This is a genomic window from Streptomyces sp. YIM S03343 (genome assembly GCF_054729195.1).
In genome coordinates this window covers 1,844,501-1,860,401 of the sequence record NZ_JBPUKX010000001.1, presented here as the reverse complement: position 1 = coordinate 1,860,401, position 15,901 = coordinate 1,844,501, and the positions used below count along the sequence as shown (strand labels likewise).

The window sequence follows — 15,901 nt, the reverse complement described above, 5'->3', positions numbered from 1 at the left end:
ATGGCCGCCAACCTGCGCCACCGCAACTTCCTCAAGGAACTGGACTTCACCCCCCGCGAGTTCCTCTCCCTCATCGACCTCGCCGCCGAGCTCAAGGCCGCCAAGCGGGCCGGCACCGAGCGTCCCCGGCTGCGCGGCAAGAACATCGCGCTGATCTTCGAGAAGACCTCGACCCGCACCCGCTGCGCCTTCGAGGTCGCCGCCCACGACCAGGGCGCCCACGTCACCTACCTCGACCCGAGCGGCTCGCAGATCGGCCACAAGGAGTCCATGAAGGACACCGCGCGGGTGCTCGGCCGGATGTACGACGGCATCGAGTACCGCGGCAGCTCCCAGTCGCTCGTCGAGGAGCTCGGCGCGTACGCCGGCGTCCCGGTCTGGAACGGCCTGACCGACGAGTGGCACCCCACCCAGATGCTCGCCGACATGCTGACCATGCGCGAGCACTCCGACAAGCCGCTGCACAAGATCTCCTTCGCGTACCTCGGCGACGCCCGCAACAACCTCGGCAACTCGCTGCTGATCGCCGGCGCCATGCTCGGCATGGACGTCCGACTGGTCGCCCCGAAGGAGCTGTGGAGCGCCCCGGAGATCTTCGAGGAGGCGGAGCGCATCGCCGAGAAGACCGGCGCCCGCGTGACCCGCACCGAGAACGTCGCCGAGGGCGTGGCCGGGGTCGACTTCCTCTACACCGACGTCTGGGTGTCCATGGGTGAGCCCAAGGAGGTCTGGGACGAGCGGATCGCCCTGCTGAAGCCGTACCAGGTGAACGCCGACGTGGTGAAGGCCACCGGCAACCCGGACGTCAAGTTCCTGCACTGCCTGCCCGCCTTCCACAACCGGGAGACCAAGGTCGGCGAGGACATCTTCCAGAAGACCGGCATGACGGCCCTGGAGGTCACCGAGGACGTGTTCGAGTCGGAGCGGTCCGTCGTCTTCGACGAGGCGGAGAACCGGCTGCACACCATCAAGGCGGTCATGGTCGCCACCCTCGGCGACTGACCCGGTCCCACCGAGAAGCCCCCGGCCGGGGCAGGACAGGAGGAAAGCCCCTGCCCCGGCCGGGACCCACTCACCCCCCAACCCCCAAAGAAGACCACCCCCACCCCCCCGACCCCCCACCCCATAACTCATCTGCAAGGAACAAGAAAAATGCGCGTTGTCGTAGCCCTCGGTGGGAACGCCCTGCTTCAGCGCGGGGAACGCCCCGACGCCGACATCCAGCTCGCCGGTGTGCGCCGGGCCATGCGGGCCCTCGCCCCGATCGCCGCGGAACACGAGCTCGTCGTCACCCACGGTAACGGCCCCCAGGTCGGCGTCCTGGCGCTGGAGAGCGCCGCGGACCAGGCGCTCAGCAAGCCGTACCCCTTCGACGTGCTCGGGGCCGAGACCCAGGGCATGATCGGCTACTGGCTCCTCCAGTCCCTCCAGAACGCCCTGCCCGGCCGCCAGGTGTGCACCATGCTCAACCAGACGCTGGTGTCCACCGCCGACCCCGCCTTCGACAACCCGACCAAGTTCGTCGGCACGGTCTACAGCGAGGAGGAGGCCAAGGCACTGGCCGCGGAGAACGGCTGGACCGTGCGCCAGGACGGCAAGTACTGGCGGCGCACCGTGCCCTCCCCGAAGCCGCAGCGGGTCGTGGAGACCCGGCTGATCCGCCAGCTCCTCGAGTCCGGCACCACCGTGGTGTGCGCCGGCGGTGGCGGCGTACCGGTGATCAGGGACGAGACCGGCAAGCTGGCCGGTGTCGAGGCGGTCGTCGACAAGGACCTCACCGCCTCCCTCCTGGCGGAGACCCTGGAGGCCGACGCACTCCTCCTGCTGACCGACGTCCCGACCGTGATGCGCGGCTACGGCACCCCCGACGCCGCGCCGATCAACAACGCCACCCCCGCCCAGCTGCGCGCCGAGGACTTCCCGGCGGGCTCCATGGGACCGAAGGTGGAGGCGGTGTGCCGCTTCGTGGAGACCACGGGCGACATGGCCGCGATCGGTGCACTGGAGGACGCAGCGGACATTCTGGCCGGTAAGACGGGGACTATCATCACACCGAGTGGTTTCTTCCCCGAGCAGGGCCACTTCTGAGTGACGGGCGAGGTGGCGGTCGGTGAAGGCAGTGGACACGACGCGCACGTCCGGTGACGGTGGACGCGCCCAGCGGCTGGAGCTGATCGCCAGGCTCGTGGGCCATCAGGCGGCGACGACCCAGGGCGATCTGGTGACCTTGCTCGCGGAGCGCGGCATCCACGTCAGCCAGTCCACGGTGTCCCGCGACCTCACGGTCCTCGGCATCAAACTGGGCAGGCAGTCCACCAGCCGGCGGCCCGCCTCCCGGGCCGGCATCCCGGCGGCGAGCTGGCCGACGGTGAAGCGCCTGCTGATCGCCGCGGAGACGTCGGGCAGCATCGTGGTACTGCGCACCCTGCCCGGCGCCGCCAAGCTTCTGGCCTCCCTGCTCGACGCCGCCGGCCTCCCGGACGTCCTGGGCATGGTCGGCGGCAACGACTCGGTGGCGCTGGTCTGCCGGGACCCCGAGAGGGCCGACCATCTGGCGGACGACCTGATGGCGGCGCTGGCGGGCTGAAACGGGGCGGGGTACGGGCGCCCGTGCCCCACCCACCGAGGCACGGTCGCCCGTACCCCGCCCCGTATTCCCTGGTGCTCAGTACTCCAGCGCGTAGGACGCGCCGACCTTCTTGAATCCGATCCGGCCGTAGTAGGGGTCGACCTCGCCGGGCGGAGTCAGCACTCTGCGGAACCCGCGGTCGGTGAACAGACTGCTGGAACGGAAGACGAACTCGCCCGGCGTGAAGTCCCGGTACGGCTTGGTCACATAGTCCAGCTCCACCTGCGCGGTGGTCTCGTCGACCGCCCGGACCAGGACCACGCCCACGAGATCGTCGCCGGTCAGCACGAGATAGGCCGAGTGATCCGGGCCGTCCTCCCAGCGGAATTCCGGGTTGTAACGGGCTATGTCGTCGGCGTGGACCCGGAGCACGTACTCGAGGAACGTGTCGTCGGTACCGACGGGGACCACCTTGTACTGCCGCTGGTCGTGCCGGGTGGCGATCAGGCTGCGAAGGAACCACAGGTTGATACCGGCCAGCACGAGGTTCATCGCCACCTGGGGCCACACCCCGAGCGCCCAGTTGAAGGTGACCAGGATCAGGCAGGCGACAAGATTGAGGGCCCGCAGCCGAAGCTGCCGAGCCTGCAAAAGCGAACAGACGAGTACGGCCGACCCGACCCACCCGAGAACATCAACCCAACCCATTTCCCTACCCTCTCTCTCACTGGAACCCGAGCCGTTCGGCTGTCCCGGCCCAGTTCGAGGCTGGGCGGCGGCGGAGTCACAGGTCCAGCAGGGGGGCAGCGGCGTTGCGGTCGAGCACGGCAGCGGCGATGGCGCCGGTGCCTCAGTGATGGTAGGCGATAGCGCACGGGAACCGGAGCGCTGCGCTCATCGGGGACATTACCGACAAGTAACCTATCGGCTCTTTTTCGTGGGTGCGGCGGACCAGTCCGTACGGCAGTGTGACCCGGGTCACACTGCCCCCCGGACGGGACGGCTTCCTGTCTGGCGCCATGGCGTGTGCCCTCGGCGGGTGATCGCTTCGGCGCTTGAAGATCATGTACGGGTCACGCCAGACCGCGTCATGAGGCCGGTGACCCTCACCACTCCGCCGAGCAGTGGCAGGGCCGCCCTGCCGTCAAACCCGGACCGGGTGTGCTGGACGCGCGCGTTACCGCCGGTGTCTTAAGGACACTGATCAGGCGAAGCACCCCCGCGCCTGCAGAGAGGGCGCTGACCGTGCACCGCGAGGACACCTCGATCACGGAACACCCCCGCTACCGCTGGGAGGACTCAGACACGGTTGCGGCCACGAGCGTGGTCGACGGAGCATTCCCACACCTGCGGGGAGGACGTGCCGGAGTCGTTGAGGAGGACCCCGTAGATCGGAACACCCCCGCGCCTGCGGGGAAGACTCACCGGACACGCGCGGGTCCGTGTCCACTGCCGGAACACCCCCGCGGCTGCGGGGAAGACGATCATGGCTACCGAAGCCGCCTGTGAGAGCGCGGAACACCCCCGCGCCTGCGGGGAAGACGCGACGCCCTTGCGGAACTGACCGGCCTTCATCGGAACACCCCCGCGCCTGCGGGGAAGACGCCCGGATCGCCGTACGGGGGACCGTCTTGAGCGGAACACCCCCGCGCCTGCGGGGAAGACGCCTGAGCCTTGAGACCGGGGGAGGGCGCACTCGGAACACCCCCGCGCCTGCGGGGAAGACTGGGCGGGGTCGGCCCAGAGGGGGTGGGGCTGCGGAACACCCCCGCGCCTGCGGGGAAGACGCCGTGCCGCCTCCGGTGTTGTAGCCGCCCGTCGGAACACCCCCGCGCCTGCGGGGAAGACGCGCCTGTACGCGGCGGTCGGCCCGATCTGCGCGGAACACCCCCGCGTCTGCGGGGAAGACGCTGAGCGGAGGGTGGGCAGCCGGTTGAGCCGCGGAACACCCCCGCGTCTGCGGGGAAGACAGCAGCCGCCCGAACGAGACGTGCGGCTCCGGCGGAACACCCCCGCGTCTGCGGGGAAGACCCGCCCGAAGCTCACATGCGGCTCCGGTGCGGCGGAACACCCCCGCGTCTGCGGGGAAGACACGCCTTCCCACCCTGCCGCACCAGGCCCGGTCGGAACACCCCCGCGTCTGCGGGGAAGACGCCGTAGGGTCGGGTATTCCCGGCGTGCAGAACGGAACACCCCCGCGTCTGCGGGGAAGACGGGACCGCACAGGCTGACGCCCCGTTCAACATCGGAACAGCCCCGCGTCTGCGGGGAAGACGGCGAGCGGGCGCCTCCTGGCCATGGCCGAGTCGGAACACCCCCGCGTCTGCGGGGAAGACCGAAAGAAGCCCCGCCCGGTGATCCGGCGGGGCGGAACACCCCCGCGTCTGCGGGGAAGACTTCGGCACCGACGGCGTGGCGATCCAGCAGATCGGAACACCCCCGCGTCTGCGGGGAAGAGCGGGGGCCACTGGTAGGCGCCGAGGATTTCGGCGGAACACCCCCGCGTCTGCGGGGAAGAGAAGCAGATGCTCGCTGCCGACCTGCCGCCGGACGGAACACCCCCGCGTCTGCGGGGAAGAGGTTGGCGTCCTTGCCCTCGGCGGCCTGTACGGCGGAACACCCCCGCGTCTGCGGGGAAGAGATGTGGCTCGTGTCGAGCGGCGCGACGTTGACCGGAACACCCCCGCGTCTGCGGGGAAGAGCCGGGGACTGAGCAGACGTGCCAGCGTTGGGACGGAACACCCCCGCGTCTGCGGGGAAGAGGCCGTCGTCGAGGAGCGGGGTTCCGTCGTCGTCGGAACACCCCCGCGTCTGCGGGGAAGAGGACGGGCCGACCGCAGCCGACATCAACATCGACGGAACACCCCCGCGTCTGCGGGGAAGAGTCCTGACGCACCTGGAACTCGCGCACCTTGAGCGGAACACCCCCGCGTCTGCGGGGAAGAGACGGACCGCACCTCCGCACGCCGCTGCATGTTCGGAACACCCCCGCGTCTGCGGGGAAGAGCCCCAGGTTCCGCTGGCGATGACGAAGACGAACGGAACACCCCCGCGTCTGCGGGGAAGAGTCTCTCTGACCAGGCATGTAAGAGCGACTTTACTTTCTCTTTGCCTGGGTTGAGAGTTGCTCGACCGCTGTCTGATGCTTCACGTTGCCACCCTAGCCGCCGCAGAGGAGGGGGCGCTGTCGGTGTGCTGTGCTTGGATCTGCAGGAAGTGGGCGAGCCGGGGGCGGCCAGTCGTGATCGGGGGCATATGTCTGTGGGGGCAGGGGAAGCGCCGGACGAGTCGCTGTGGGGGAAGTCGCGGGGACTCGATCCTGGGTTGCCGCCGTATCCGCTGGTACGGCATCTGCTGGATGCGGCGGCGATGGCGTTGGGGCTCTGGGATCTGTATCTGTCGGAGAATCAGCGCCGCAGCGTCGCGTCCGGGATGGGGCTGGCGCACGACCAGGACGCGGCACGCGCCTTGGTAGGGCTGTGTGCCGGGCTGCACGACATCGGCAAGATCTCGGGGTTCCAGTTCTGTTCCCGCCATGGCCGGGACCATCTGGGTGCGCCCTTCCGCAAGGACGAGAAGGAGATGACCGCCGGGCGGCTCGGTCACGATGTGGCCGGTCTGGAGGCGGCCGATCACGTCCTGCAGATCCTGGGATTCGACACTGAGCAGGAGTTGGGTGCCGCGGAGCGCATTGCGGAGATCATCGGCGGTCACCATGGCCGATTTCACCGCACGGACGGTGTGGGCGGCTGCCTTCCGTTTCTGGGTGCGGGCGATTGGGCGCACCAGCGCGCACTGCATGCCGATGTGGTGTACGGGCTGGTGGGGGCCCCTGCGGAGCCCGAGTTCTTCAAGGCTCCCCAAGCCGCGCTGGTGACGGGGCTGGTGATCCTGGCTGACTGGCTGGTCAGCAGGGAGAAGTATCTGCGCAGCCGTCAGCGGGAGTTGGATCCGTCGTTAGAGAGCCACTTCGCACGGTCCTGTGCAGACGCGCCGGATCTGTTGGCCGATGCCGGGCTGATGCCAGTGCAGCTCCGGTGCCGCGGATTCAGCGAGGCATATGGGATCGATGGAGAACCGAATCCGTTGCAGCGATCGGTGATGACGGAGCTACCCGAGGCCGTGGGCGCGGGCGGGCGGGGCGGGATTCTGCTGATCACGGCGGCCCCGGGCGACGGTAAGAGCGAGGCGGCACTGGAGGCGGAGCGGGTGCTGTCGGCTGCGTTCGGAACCCGCGGGTTCGCCTTCCTGTTGCCGACGATGGCGACTAGCGATCAGATGTACGAGCGTATCGCTGGGGCGTTGCGCCGACAGTCGGGGCAGACGGCCGGACTGACACTTGTGCACAGCATGGCCTGGCTCAACAGCGCTTACTCCGATGTGGAGTTGGAAGCTGATGCGCGGGTGGTGACCTGTGACGGGGACGAGAGTCCGCCGGGGCGTCGACAGGACGAGGCGGACATGCGCCCTCGGCAGTGGCTGCGCGGCCCGAAGCGGCCGCTGCTCGCGCAGTTCACGGTGGGTACGGTGGACCAGGCCCTGATGTCCGTTCTGCCGGTAAGGCACAACGCCTTGCGGCTGCTCGCTTTGTCGGGCAAGACGTTCATCGTGGACGAGGCGCACGCCTACGACCCGTATATGCAGGTCCTGTTGGGGCGGCTGCTGAACTGGCTGGGTGCCTACGGTGTTCCGGTCGTTCTGCTGTCGGCGACGTTGCCGGCGTCTGTCAGCGACCGGCTCGTCAAGGAGTACCTGAGGGGCGCCGGTCACGGGATACGCGATCTCAAGAAGCGCTCGTTTCCGGCACCGTACCCGGGCTGGCTGTATGTGGCAGCGGATGCCGATGCACGCGCCACCGCGATGTCGGAGCCGCAGCGGCACGAGCAGGCCGGCGAACGTAGCATGCGGTTGCGGGCGAGGGTGGAACCGGTTGTCCAAGGAGAAAAGGGCGGGGCGCGAAACCGGTCGGTGGTTGTCGCGCGGTTGCTGGAACCGCTGATGGGGGAGGACGGGGGTGTCGCTCTCGTGGTGTGCAATACGGTGGCAGACGCCCAGGAGACCTACCAGATGCTGCGCACGCGTTTCGACGAACGTTCCCACCGGGACGGTGGAGTGGTGCAGTTGTTGCACGCCCGCTTCCCCGGCGATGTCAGGGAACTGCGCACCAGGCAGGTCACGGGAGGGTTGGGTCGAAGCGGTCCCCGGCCCGTCCGCAGGATCGTCGTGGCTACCCAAGTGGTCGAACAGTCGCTCGACCTGGACGCCGACATGGTGATCAGCGATCTCGCACCGCTCGCCCTACTGTTGCAACGGGCCGGTCGCTGCTGGCGGCATGAGAACTGGTGGGTCCGACACGGCCGTCCCCAGGACCGCCCCCGTCCGGCATGGGCGCGGGAATCGGCTCTCGTCGTTCTCGATCCACTGGCCGATGGCGGCACTCTGCCGGGGCACTGGGGCGAGGTCTATACGGAACATCTCCTGGTTACGACATCGGTGGCGGTGGGCAAACTCAGCGGCGGCATCGTCTCGATTCCGGATGACGTGCAGGAATTGGTGGAATCCGTACACGGCACAGCCGCGGAGTCGGTCGAGTGGGACGCTCTCGATGCCCGGCGCCGTACGGCCTGGACGCAGCATCGGGGCAAGGAGACCGCCGAACGCGGCCAGGCCGGGCTGGTGGCTGTTCCCCGGGCGGGGCAAGTGGGCAGTTTGCAGGGCCTGCACAGCCTGCCCGGTGAGGAAGACGAGTGGGAGACCGCCACACGGCTCGGTGCGGACTCGGTACGGCTGCTGTGCGCGTACATCCAACAGGATGGTCGTACGACGCTCGACCCCGCCGGCGGTGAAGTGCTTCCCGAAGACGGTGGGGTCAGGGCGGCGGTACGTACCGTGATGCGTCGCACCGTTCCGGTCCGCGCGGACTGGTTCCATGAGCAGGACCGGGAAGTGCTCGCGCCACCGCGTGCGTGGACGGAACACCCGATGCTGAACGATGTCCGAGTCCTGCGCCTGCCGGTGCGGGACGGACGGGCGCAACCCGCTGCCGTGGGAGGCAAAACCCTTCGCTTGGACGAAGACCTCGGACTCGTACGGCTGTAATGGCCGCCCCGGCGCGACGTGCACCCCCACGACTGCGGGGAGGCGGGATCTCGACGGCGAACACCCGCGCTCGTGCAGCGGCTCACCCTCACTGCTGCGAGGAACTCTGATGCCAGGGCATACGGCAGTCGATCTCGCAGCGGTCAGGGTGTCATACGGTGGTACGACTCGGCAGCCGCGATCAGCAGGGCACAACAGGACCCGACAGTCGTCAAGTCCGGCTGCAGGCTGATCACGACGATGATCACTGTGATGACGACTGCCCATGGCACGGCCTGCGGCGCTGGGGGTTCGGACACGGCGGGGCGGTGTTGTCGCAAGTCCCTTGTACTGCTGGGGCCGTGAGGCCACAACACCCTCGGTCTTGCAGCTTCTGTATGGCTCGATCCGGTCCCTGGAGACAGCTTCCGTCGGCTCGGGTGGGGCCTACCGACCGCCGTTGTCAGTGGTGGCTGCTTCAATGCTGGGCATGGCGCGGGGGAGGGCGGTCGGGGAGACGAGCGGACAACTGATGTCCAACTCAGGCCCCTTTGGACAGCCATGTTCGCGAGGGAGGCGGATGGCGGTGGGCGAGGGCTTCGACCTGCGGGACGAGCCGTGGATTCCGGTGCGCATGACGGATGGCGCGGTGCTGTGCCTGGGACTGAGGAATGTGTTTGAGCGTGCCCACGAGATCCGTGATCTGGAACTGCCCGTGGCGCCCGCAGCGGCGGGACTGCTGCGGATCCTGGCCGCGATGACAGCCCGGATCGCCCGGGTCGGTGACACCGCTCTCGGTGATGCGGGGCTTGCGGAGAGCGTGGATGACTGGCTGCTGGCGCGTCGCAGCGTGCTGAGCCAGGGACGATTCGACCCGGACGCGGTGAACGCCTACTTCGACGAGGAGGTTCCATCCGGCAGGTTCGATCTCTTCGACGCCGAGCGGCCGTTCCTGCAGGACCCGAGGCTGACCGTGGAGTGCGTGGGGCCTAAGTGGTCTGCGTCGTAAGTCCTTCGGGGGTTGACTTCAGAGCCGGTCGTGGGTGTGTGCACTGTCAGCTGTCGAAGGCGGTGAGGTGGAGGTGGCAGGCGGTGTCGAGGGCGTCCTCCGGGGTGCCGCTGCCAGTGCCGGTGGGCAGGAGGGCGTCCTGGTAGCGGTCGCTGGCCGGGTCGTGCAGGGCGAAGCCCCAACGGCTGGCGGTGCCGTGGTAGCGCAGGCGCATCAGCTTGACGCTCTGGCCGTCGGCCAGTTCACCGTCCACGTAGGCGTACTGGCCCCGGTGGCGGACGCGCAGGCCGGCCAGCTGCGGCCAAGCGGCCTTGGCGTGCATGTTCAGATACAGCTCGAGTTGGAGCCGGGTATGTTCCGAGGGCGTTGGCACAGCGGACATCCTGCCGGAGGGCCGGCGATCGGGGGGCGGGCAGGATACGGCCTGTCGTGATCCACTTCTCGTGATCGGCTTGCCCGCCTTGCCCGTTGCCCCTGCCCGCTCGATAACCCTGACCGCCTCCGAGCGCAGGCGGCTCAAGACGATGGCCTACGGCCACAAGACCGAGCACCGGCTCCGTCAGCGCGCCCAGGTCGTCCTGCACGCAGCCCGGGGCCGCCCCAACGCCCGCATCGCCCGCGAGACCGGGCTGCACCTGGACACCGTCCGCACCTGGCGCGGCCGATTCGCCGAGCACCGGCTGCCCGCGCTGTCCGACCGCAAGCGCTCCGGGCGTCCCGCCTCCTTCACGCCGCTGCAGACCGCCCAGGTCAAGGCCCTGGCCTGCCAACTGCCCGCCGAGAGCGGCACACCGCTCTCGCGCTGGTCAGCCCCGGAGCTGGCCCGCGAGGTCGTCGGCCGCGCCATCGCCGGCGCGATCTCCGCCTCCACCGTGCGGCGCTGGCTCAGGCAGGACGCGCTCAAGCCCTGGCAGTACCAGTCCTGGATCTTCATCACCGACCCTGCCTTTCGGTCCAGGGCCGAGCTCGTACTCGACCTCTATGCCCGCATCTGGAACGGCGAAGCGCTTTGCGCGGACGAGTACGTGATCAGCGCGGATGAGAAGACCTCCATCCAGGCCCGCTGCCGCTGCCACCCCGCCCTGGCCCCCGGGCAGGCCAGGGCGATGCGGGTGAACCACACCTACGGCCGCGGTGGCGCCCTGGCCTACCTGGCCGCCTACGACGTCCACCACGCGAAGACCTTCGGCCGCTGCGAGCCGAGAACCGGCATCGCCCCGTTCATGGCCCTGGTCGACCAGGTCATGACCCAAGAGCCCTACGCCAGCGCGAAACGCGTGTTCTGGGTCGTGGACAACGGATCCTCCCACCGCGGCAAGAAGGCCGCCGACCGGCTGACCGCCGCCTACCCGAACGCGGTCCTCGTCCACACCCCGATCCACGCCTCCTGGTTAAACCAGGTGGAGATCTACTTCTCCGTTGTGCAGCGCAAGGTCGTGACACCCAACGACTTCACCGACCTCAACGAGGTCGCGGACCGGCTCCGAGCCTTCGAAGACCGCTACAACGCCACGGCACAGCCGTTCCAGTGGAAGTTCACCACCTCCGACCTGGACGATCTCCTGGCCAGGCTCGACCGGCACACCGCCGATCACCCAGAAGAATCCTCCGCCGCCCCGGCAACATGATCAACCCCCGAAGGACTTACGACGCAGACCACTAAGGGCGAGCCGAACACCTCCGGAGTGAACAAACTGGTGTTCGGGCGTCCGACTGGCATCAACGGTGCAGTTCTCTTCGGGCATTTCACCGACGCAGACCCGGTGCCTGTCCCGGCTGCCGAGGCCGTGTGGCATCTCATCGGCCAGCTCTACTTCGGTCCTTCGGGCCAGTGCACTCCGCGCAGGATCACCGAGTACCGGACCGGGAGCACAGACGCGGCGCCGCTGCGGAAGACCCTGTCGTATTTCGCTTGGGCACCGGATCTCTTCACGACGCTGGTACTGGCCTTACCACGACCGGACATCGAGGTTGACTGGGAGGCGGAGGACGCCTGTCCCTGGGAGGAGGACCTCAACGCTCCGCTGGCGCCGCAGAGAGCGATGACTTGGCCCGGACGCCTGCTGACCGGACGGTTCCGGCACGCGGCGCTCCTGGTCCCGTCCACCGACCGCAGGTCGGTCGCGGACGCCTATCTGACCTGGGCGACCCATGAGCCCGCCACGGCTGTGCGCGAACCGTACCTGATCATGGACCGCCGAAAGGACGGCGCGTTCGAGCCCCGCGAGGCGGACAGCGGACGGGCTCTGTGGCGGGACCTGGACTCCCTGCTGCTGAAGACCGACCGGCGCGACGCGCGGCGCCCCCCATGCCTGGAGGCCCTGCCGAAGGCACTTGCTCCGGGGTTGCGGGTGCGTGCGTACGGGTTCGAGCAGGACGGACAGCAGAAGGACAGCATCTGGTTCCAGGCCACGACTCCGCCGGTGCTGCAGTGGCAGGAGGAGAACGACCGAGTGATGGCCCTTCACATCGCCCGCTGTCACCAGGCCGCCGAGGAGGCCGGGGACCGGCTGGACCTCGCGGCCAAGGTCGCCTGGAAGATGGCCGGCGATACGACCACCGCCACTTCGTCCAAGGCCAGGATCCGCTTCGACGCGCGCAAGCCCGGGCCCTGGGCATCCGCCGCCCTGAGCCGCTTCTGGCCGGCGGCTGAAGCCGAATTCTGGCGCCTGGCATCACCGGAGCACGCCGGTACGGAGATCCGGCAACCCTTCGTCCATGCCGCACTGACGGCGCTCGACGAGGCCATGGGTCAGGTCGGCCGCTCCGACATCCGGGTGGCACGGGCCCGAAGCCGTGCCCGCGGCATGCTTCTTGCCCTTCTGCGCTCAGCCACGGCGGTCGGCTGACCGGTTTCGTCCACCCACCCCGCCGCACGCACCACCGCAGACACAGCCGGTTCGGCCGTGATCCAGAGCAGTCCTCATCCAGGGAAACGCCATGACCAGTCCGACACCCACGACGCCCGCACCGCCGCAGCAGCACCAACGGTCCGACCGATTCGTCGCCTACGTGTACGGCCTGTGCGCCAACAACAGGACGCGGGCAGAACTCCGCCGTGGGCTCGGGCTGCCCGTCGTGCGCTGCAACTACCTCCATCGGTACCTCGTACCGTTCATCTCCCGCAACCACGGCGAAAGGATCAGCGTCGACCGACGCCGCGCCTACTACGCCGTGGCCGCGCTCATCGCGGCCCGCCCCCGCGCCGCCCGCACCACCGAACCCCCGGGCCGGGCTGACGCACAACCGGCGGCCAGCTGGTACGCGCGGCCGAACCTGGGCGCCGCGCTGGGGGAGGCCGTTGTGAAGGGGATCCTCAAGGAGGGCTCCGCCGACAGCGCCCTGCATCTGATGACCCGGCAGTCCGCTGATGCGGTCCACCCCGGACTTCCGTCCCTCGCCCGGCAACTGGCCAATGGCGGCGTGCAGTTGGATTGGGCGGTCCTCTTGGAGGATCTTGCGTTCTGGAACCAGTACCGCGACCAGATCGCCACCCGTTGGCTGGAGAGCTATTTCCGGATCCGGGACGCCGAGAACGCACTTGGCGACACAGTGGAGAAACAGTTCAACGAGCCCGAACACCGTGATCACCCCGACCGGCAGGGGCATCCCCACAAGCAGGACCGGTCCCACAAGAACGAGAACCACGAGAACCACGAGGAAGACGAGCGATGACGAGCCTCTATCTCGACCTGAGCGCACTGCAGTCGGTTCCGGCCGCCAACCTCAACCGCGATGACCTCGGCTCGCCGAAGCAGGTTCGCTACGGCAACGCCTCCCGCATCCGGGTCTCCAGCCAGTCCTGGAAGCGGGTGATCCGCCAGGCTGTGGAGGCAGACCTCGGCGAACGCGCCGCACGTACCCGCATGGTGCCGGTCAGGGTCCGCCAGGCACTGGAACACGACGGTTGGCCAAAGGAGTTGGCGGACTTCGCAGGGCGGCAGGTCGCGGCCAGCGCCGGGAAGAAGGGCATTGGCACGGAGAAGGAGGGACACACCTCCGTCCTGCTGTTCCTGCCCGAGGCAGCCATCGAGGAACTTGTAGCAGTCTGCCGCGAACACCGCAGGGCGTTGGAGAAGGGTCAGGACCAGAAGAAGCCAGGGCAACTGCTGCCTGCCGCCCGTGTCGAGGAGATCCTCAAGCGGCGCACCGCCTCGATCAGCCTCCTCGGCCGCATGCTCGCGGAACTGCCGGATGCCAACGTGGACGGAGCCGCACAGGTCGCGCACGCCTTCACCACGCATGCCGCCGAACCGCAGCGCGACTACTTCACCGCCGTGGACGACTGGCTCGGCGAGACCGAGACCGGAAGTGGTCACCTGGACACCGCCGAGTTCAGCGCCGGCGTCTTCTACCGGTACGCCACCGTCAACGTCACCGACCTCGTGACCAACCTTGAGGGTGACACCAAGGCCGCCCGTACCGTACTCGCCTCGTTCGCCGAACATTTCCTGCTCTCGCTGCCTCAGGCCAAACGCACCAGCACAGCCCCGCACACCGTGCCCGACCTCGCCTACCTCGCCGTACGGGCACACCGGCCGATCTCCCTGGCCGCCGCTTTCGAGACGCCAGTCGCTGCCGACGAGCAGGGCGGCTTCTCCCGGCCCTCCCGTTCAGCCCTGGCCATGTACGCGACGGCGATCAACCGGTTGACAGGCCACCGCAACTGCTGCTTCCACGGTCACACCACTGTTGATCCCCACGAGCGTCTGGGCGGCCTGGGCGACACCGTTGATTCGTACGACGAACTGATCGAAGCGGCAGCCGAGGCAGCACTCCCCACGGCCGGGCAACCGGAATGAGCGGACTCGTTCTGCGTCTCGCCGGGCCCCTCCAGTCCTGGGGGGAGCGTTCCGTGTTCAGCCCTGTCCGCGACACGGCGCCTTTCCCCACTCGCTCCGCCCTCACCGGGCTCTTCGCCGCAGCCGAGGGCATCGGCCGCTGCGACGAAGCCGGACTCGACCGCTACCGCCCGCTACGGTTCACCGTCCGTGTGGACCGGCCCGGTACCCCACTCATCGACTACCACACGGTCGGCGGAGGCTTCCCCAAGGCCCGCACCGCGGCCACAAGCGGCGGTAGCCACAAGGGCGCCGCAGTCGTCACCCGACGCCACTACCTCACCGACGCCGTCTTCGTCATCGCGGTCTGCGGCCCCCAAGAGATCACCGCACCCCTCGCCCGCGCCCTGCGCCGCCCCCGCTGGGCGCCCTACCTCGGCCGCCGCTCCTGTGTCCCTGACGAGCCGTTCCTCCTGCGCGCGCACGCGGTCGACCCAGAGGAAGAACTACTCATGCGCGTGCCTCTCAGCCGCACTGTTCCGCACGGGACCGACGACGACGCCACACTCGCCGTCCCATTCCTGCGCGAGACGCCACCGCCCGGCGGCCCCGGCGTGAAGGCCGACAGCCTCACCCTCAACGACGTTCCGCTCAATTTCTCCCCCCAGGCACGCGCCCACGGCAGCCGTACCGTCTACCGCACCCTGGAGGACCTCCCCCTGTCTCTCGCCGGACCCCAGCACACCCTGCTGCAACGACTGATCGACTACGCCATGGTCCAGGACCGCACATGACCGAGTACCCGATGATCGCCCGCATCCGTCTCAATCCGCACAGCCGCGAAGTCCAGCGCGACCTGCGCGACGCCACCCAGATGCACCGTACGGTGATGCGTATGGCCCCCGACGGGCTCGGGGAATCCTCCCGTCAGCAGGCCGGCCTCCTCTACCGAGTCGACGAGAACGACACAGCCAGCGTCCTCCTCGTCCAGGCCGACCGGCTCGATCCCGCCAGCCTGCCCGATGGCTACGGTCACGCCGACGTGAAGAGCCTGGCCGCCATGTTCCACGCCCTGCGCGAAGGACTGGCGGTCCGCTACCGCATCGTCGTCAATCCCGCCAAACGTGAGCTGCTTCCGCGCACCGTCGATCGTGGGCGCGGACGGATCATCCCGCTCTCCGGCTCCGACGCCGACCAGTGGTGGACCCGCCGCGCCGGCGACCTCGGTCTCCGCCTGCACGTGCTCACGCCCACCCAGCTCCAGCCCGTGCGCCCCCGTGGCAAGGACGCCTCACCCATGCGGCACAGCCTCATCCGGTACGACGGCACCGCCACCGTCACCGACCCCGAGACCCTCTCCCGAGCCATCCGGACCGGCATTGGCCGAGGCAAGCCCTACGGCGCCGGTCTGCTCAGCCTGGCCCCGGCAACCACGCCATGAGTGCCCCGAAACCCGGCGGCGAC

General features: G+C 68.9%; 13 protein-coding genes and 1 CRISPR repeat array. Of the genes, 11 read left to right on the top strand and 2 right to left on the bottom strand.

The window, feature by feature from the left end:
• The 3 genes from argF to ACSYGN_RS08040 all read left to right on the top strand — a co-directional run bounded on the left by argF (window position 1) and on the right by ACSYGN_RS08040 (window position 2,587).
• Window positions 1-1,002 carry an ornithine carbamoyltransferase gene (argF, locus tag ACSYGN_RS08050; RefSeq protein WP_460393343.1) on the top strand — a complete coding sequence of 334 codons (1,002 nt, stop codon included), beginning with the start codon at window positions 1-3 and terminating at the stop codon, window positions 1,000-1,002.
• 150 nt (window positions 1,003-1,152) lie between these two features.
• Entirely contained in the window at window positions 1,153-2,088 is a 936-nt protein-coding gene (gene arcC / locus ACSYGN_RS08045; protein ID WP_460393341.1) for a carbamate kinase, read from the top strand.
• 22 nt (window positions 2,089-2,110) lie between these two features.
• Complete coding sequence (locus ACSYGN_RS08040) at window positions 2,111-2,587, top strand: arginine repressor (protein WP_460393339.1); 477 nt, start codon at window positions 2,111-2,113, stop codon at window positions 2,585-2,587.
• A 78-nt stretch (window positions 2,588-2,665) separates the two neighbouring features.
• Here ACSYGN_RS08040 and ACSYGN_RS08035 read toward each other — a convergent pair whose 3' ends face one another.
• Window positions 2,666-3,220 (bottom strand): hypothetical protein, encoded by a 555-nt coding sequence (locus tag ACSYGN_RS08035; protein ID WP_460393337.1) that lies wholly within the window; start codon window positions 3,218-3,220, stop codon window positions 2,666-2,668.
• A gap of 741 nt (window positions 3,221-3,961) precedes the next feature.
• A CRISPR array of direct repeats spans window positions 3,962-5,637; the repeat unit is 29 nt; unit sequence CGGAACACCCCCGCGTCTGCGGGGAAGAG.
• Between the two features lie 133 nt (window positions 5,638-5,770).
• Between ACSYGN_RS08035 and cas3 the strand changes: the two genes are divergently transcribed.
• Window positions 5,771-8,668 carry a CRISPR-associated helicase Cas3' gene (cas3, locus tag ACSYGN_RS08030; RefSeq protein ID WP_460393335.1) on the top strand — a complete coding sequence of 966 codons (2,898 nt, stop codon included), beginning with the start codon at window positions 5,771-5,773 and terminating at the stop codon, window positions 8,666-8,668.
• A gap of 559 nt (window positions 8,669-9,227) precedes the next feature.
• On the top strand, window positions 9,228-9,656 hold the full coding sequence (locus ACSYGN_RS08025) for a type I-E CRISPR-associated protein Cse1/CasA (protein ID WP_460393333.1): 429 nt from the start codon (window positions 9,228-9,230) through the stop codon (window positions 9,654-9,656).
• Window positions 9,657-9,702: 46 nt separating this feature from the next.
• On the opposite strand, the gene ACSYGN_RS08020 is transcribed toward ACSYGN_RS08025, so the two are convergent.
• Window positions 9,703-10,029 (bottom strand): hypothetical protein, encoded by a 327-nt coding sequence (locus ACSYGN_RS08020; protein ID WP_460391562.1) that lies wholly within the window; start codon window positions 10,027-10,029, stop codon window positions 9,703-9,705.
• An 88-nt stretch (window positions 10,030-10,117) separates the two neighbouring features.
• On the opposite strand from ACSYGN_RS08020, the gene ACSYGN_RS08015 reads away from it, so the two are divergent.
• The 6 genes from ACSYGN_RS08015 to cas6e all read left to right on the top strand — a co-directional run bounded on the left by ACSYGN_RS08015 (window position 10,118) and on the right by cas6e (window position 15,878).
• Window positions 10,118-11,284 carry an IS630 family transposase gene (locus ACSYGN_RS08015; protein WP_460391564.1) on the top strand — a complete coding sequence of 389 codons (1,167 nt, stop codon included), beginning with the start codon at window positions 10,118-10,120 and terminating at the stop codon, window positions 11,282-11,284.
• A gap of 57 nt (window positions 11,285-11,341) precedes the next feature.
• On the top strand, window positions 11,342-12,505 hold the full coding sequence (gene casA, locus ACSYGN_RS08010) for a type I-E CRISPR-associated protein Cse1/CasA (RefSeq protein ID WP_460393331.1): 1,164 nt from the start codon (window positions 11,342-11,344) through the stop codon (window positions 12,503-12,505).
• Window positions 12,506-12,596: 91 nt separating this feature from the next.
• Window positions 12,597-13,331, top strand: coding sequence for a type I-E CRISPR-associated protein Cse2/CasB (casB, locus tag ACSYGN_RS08005; protein ID WP_460393329.1), 735 nt, complete (start codon window positions 12,597-12,599; stop codon window positions 13,329-13,331).
• Window positions 13,328-14,458 carry a type I-E CRISPR-associated protein Cas7/Cse4/CasC gene (gene cas7e, locus ACSYGN_RS08000; protein ID WP_460393327.1) on the top strand — a complete coding sequence of 377 codons (1,131 nt, stop codon included), beginning with the start codon at window positions 13,328-13,330 and terminating at the stop codon, window positions 14,456-14,458. Before casB ends, cas7e begins: the two co-directional genes overlap by 4 nt.
• Window positions 14,455-15,231, top strand: a complete 777-nt coding sequence (gene cas5e, locus ACSYGN_RS07995; RefSeq protein WP_460393325.1) for a type I-E CRISPR-associated protein Cas5/CasD — start codon at window positions 14,455-14,457, stop codon at window positions 15,229-15,231. Before cas7e ends, cas5e begins: the two co-directional genes overlap by 4 nt.
• On the top strand, window positions 15,228-15,878 hold the full coding sequence (gene cas6e, locus ACSYGN_RS07990; RefSeq protein WP_460393323.1) for a type I-E CRISPR-associated protein Cas6/Cse3/CasE: 651 nt from the start codon (window positions 15,228-15,230) through the stop codon (window positions 15,876-15,878). Before cas5e ends, cas6e begins: the two co-directional genes overlap by 4 nt.
• Window positions 15,879-15,901: the final 23 nt, after the last annotated feature.

Coding starts and splice junctions, on each gene's coding strand:
- argF (WP_460393343.1), top strand. CDS start 1: ATGGCCGCCAACCTGCGCCACCGCAACTTCCTCAAGGAACTGGACTTC.
- arcC (WP_460393341.1), top strand. CDS start 1,153: ATGCGCGTTGTCGTAGCCCTCGGTGGGAACGCCCTGCTTCAGCGCGGG.
- ACSYGN_RS08025 (WP_460393333.1), top strand. CDS start 9,228: ATGGCGGTGGGCGAGGGCTTCGACCTGCGGGACGAGCCGTGGATTCCG.
- casB (WP_460393329.1), top strand. CDS start 12,597: ATGACCAGTCCGACACCCACGACGCCCGCACCGCCGCAGCAGCACCAA.
- cas7e (WP_460393327.1), top strand. CDS start 13,328: ATGACGAGCCTCTATCTCGACCTGAGCGCACTGCAGTCGGTTCCGGCC.
- cas5e (WP_460393325.1), top strand. CDS start 14,455: ATGAGCGGACTCGTTCTGCGTCTCGCCGGGCCCCTCCAGTCCTGGGGG.
- cas6e (WP_460393323.1), top strand. CDS start 15,228: ATGACCGAGTACCCGATGATCGCCCGCATCCGTCTCAATCCGCACAGC.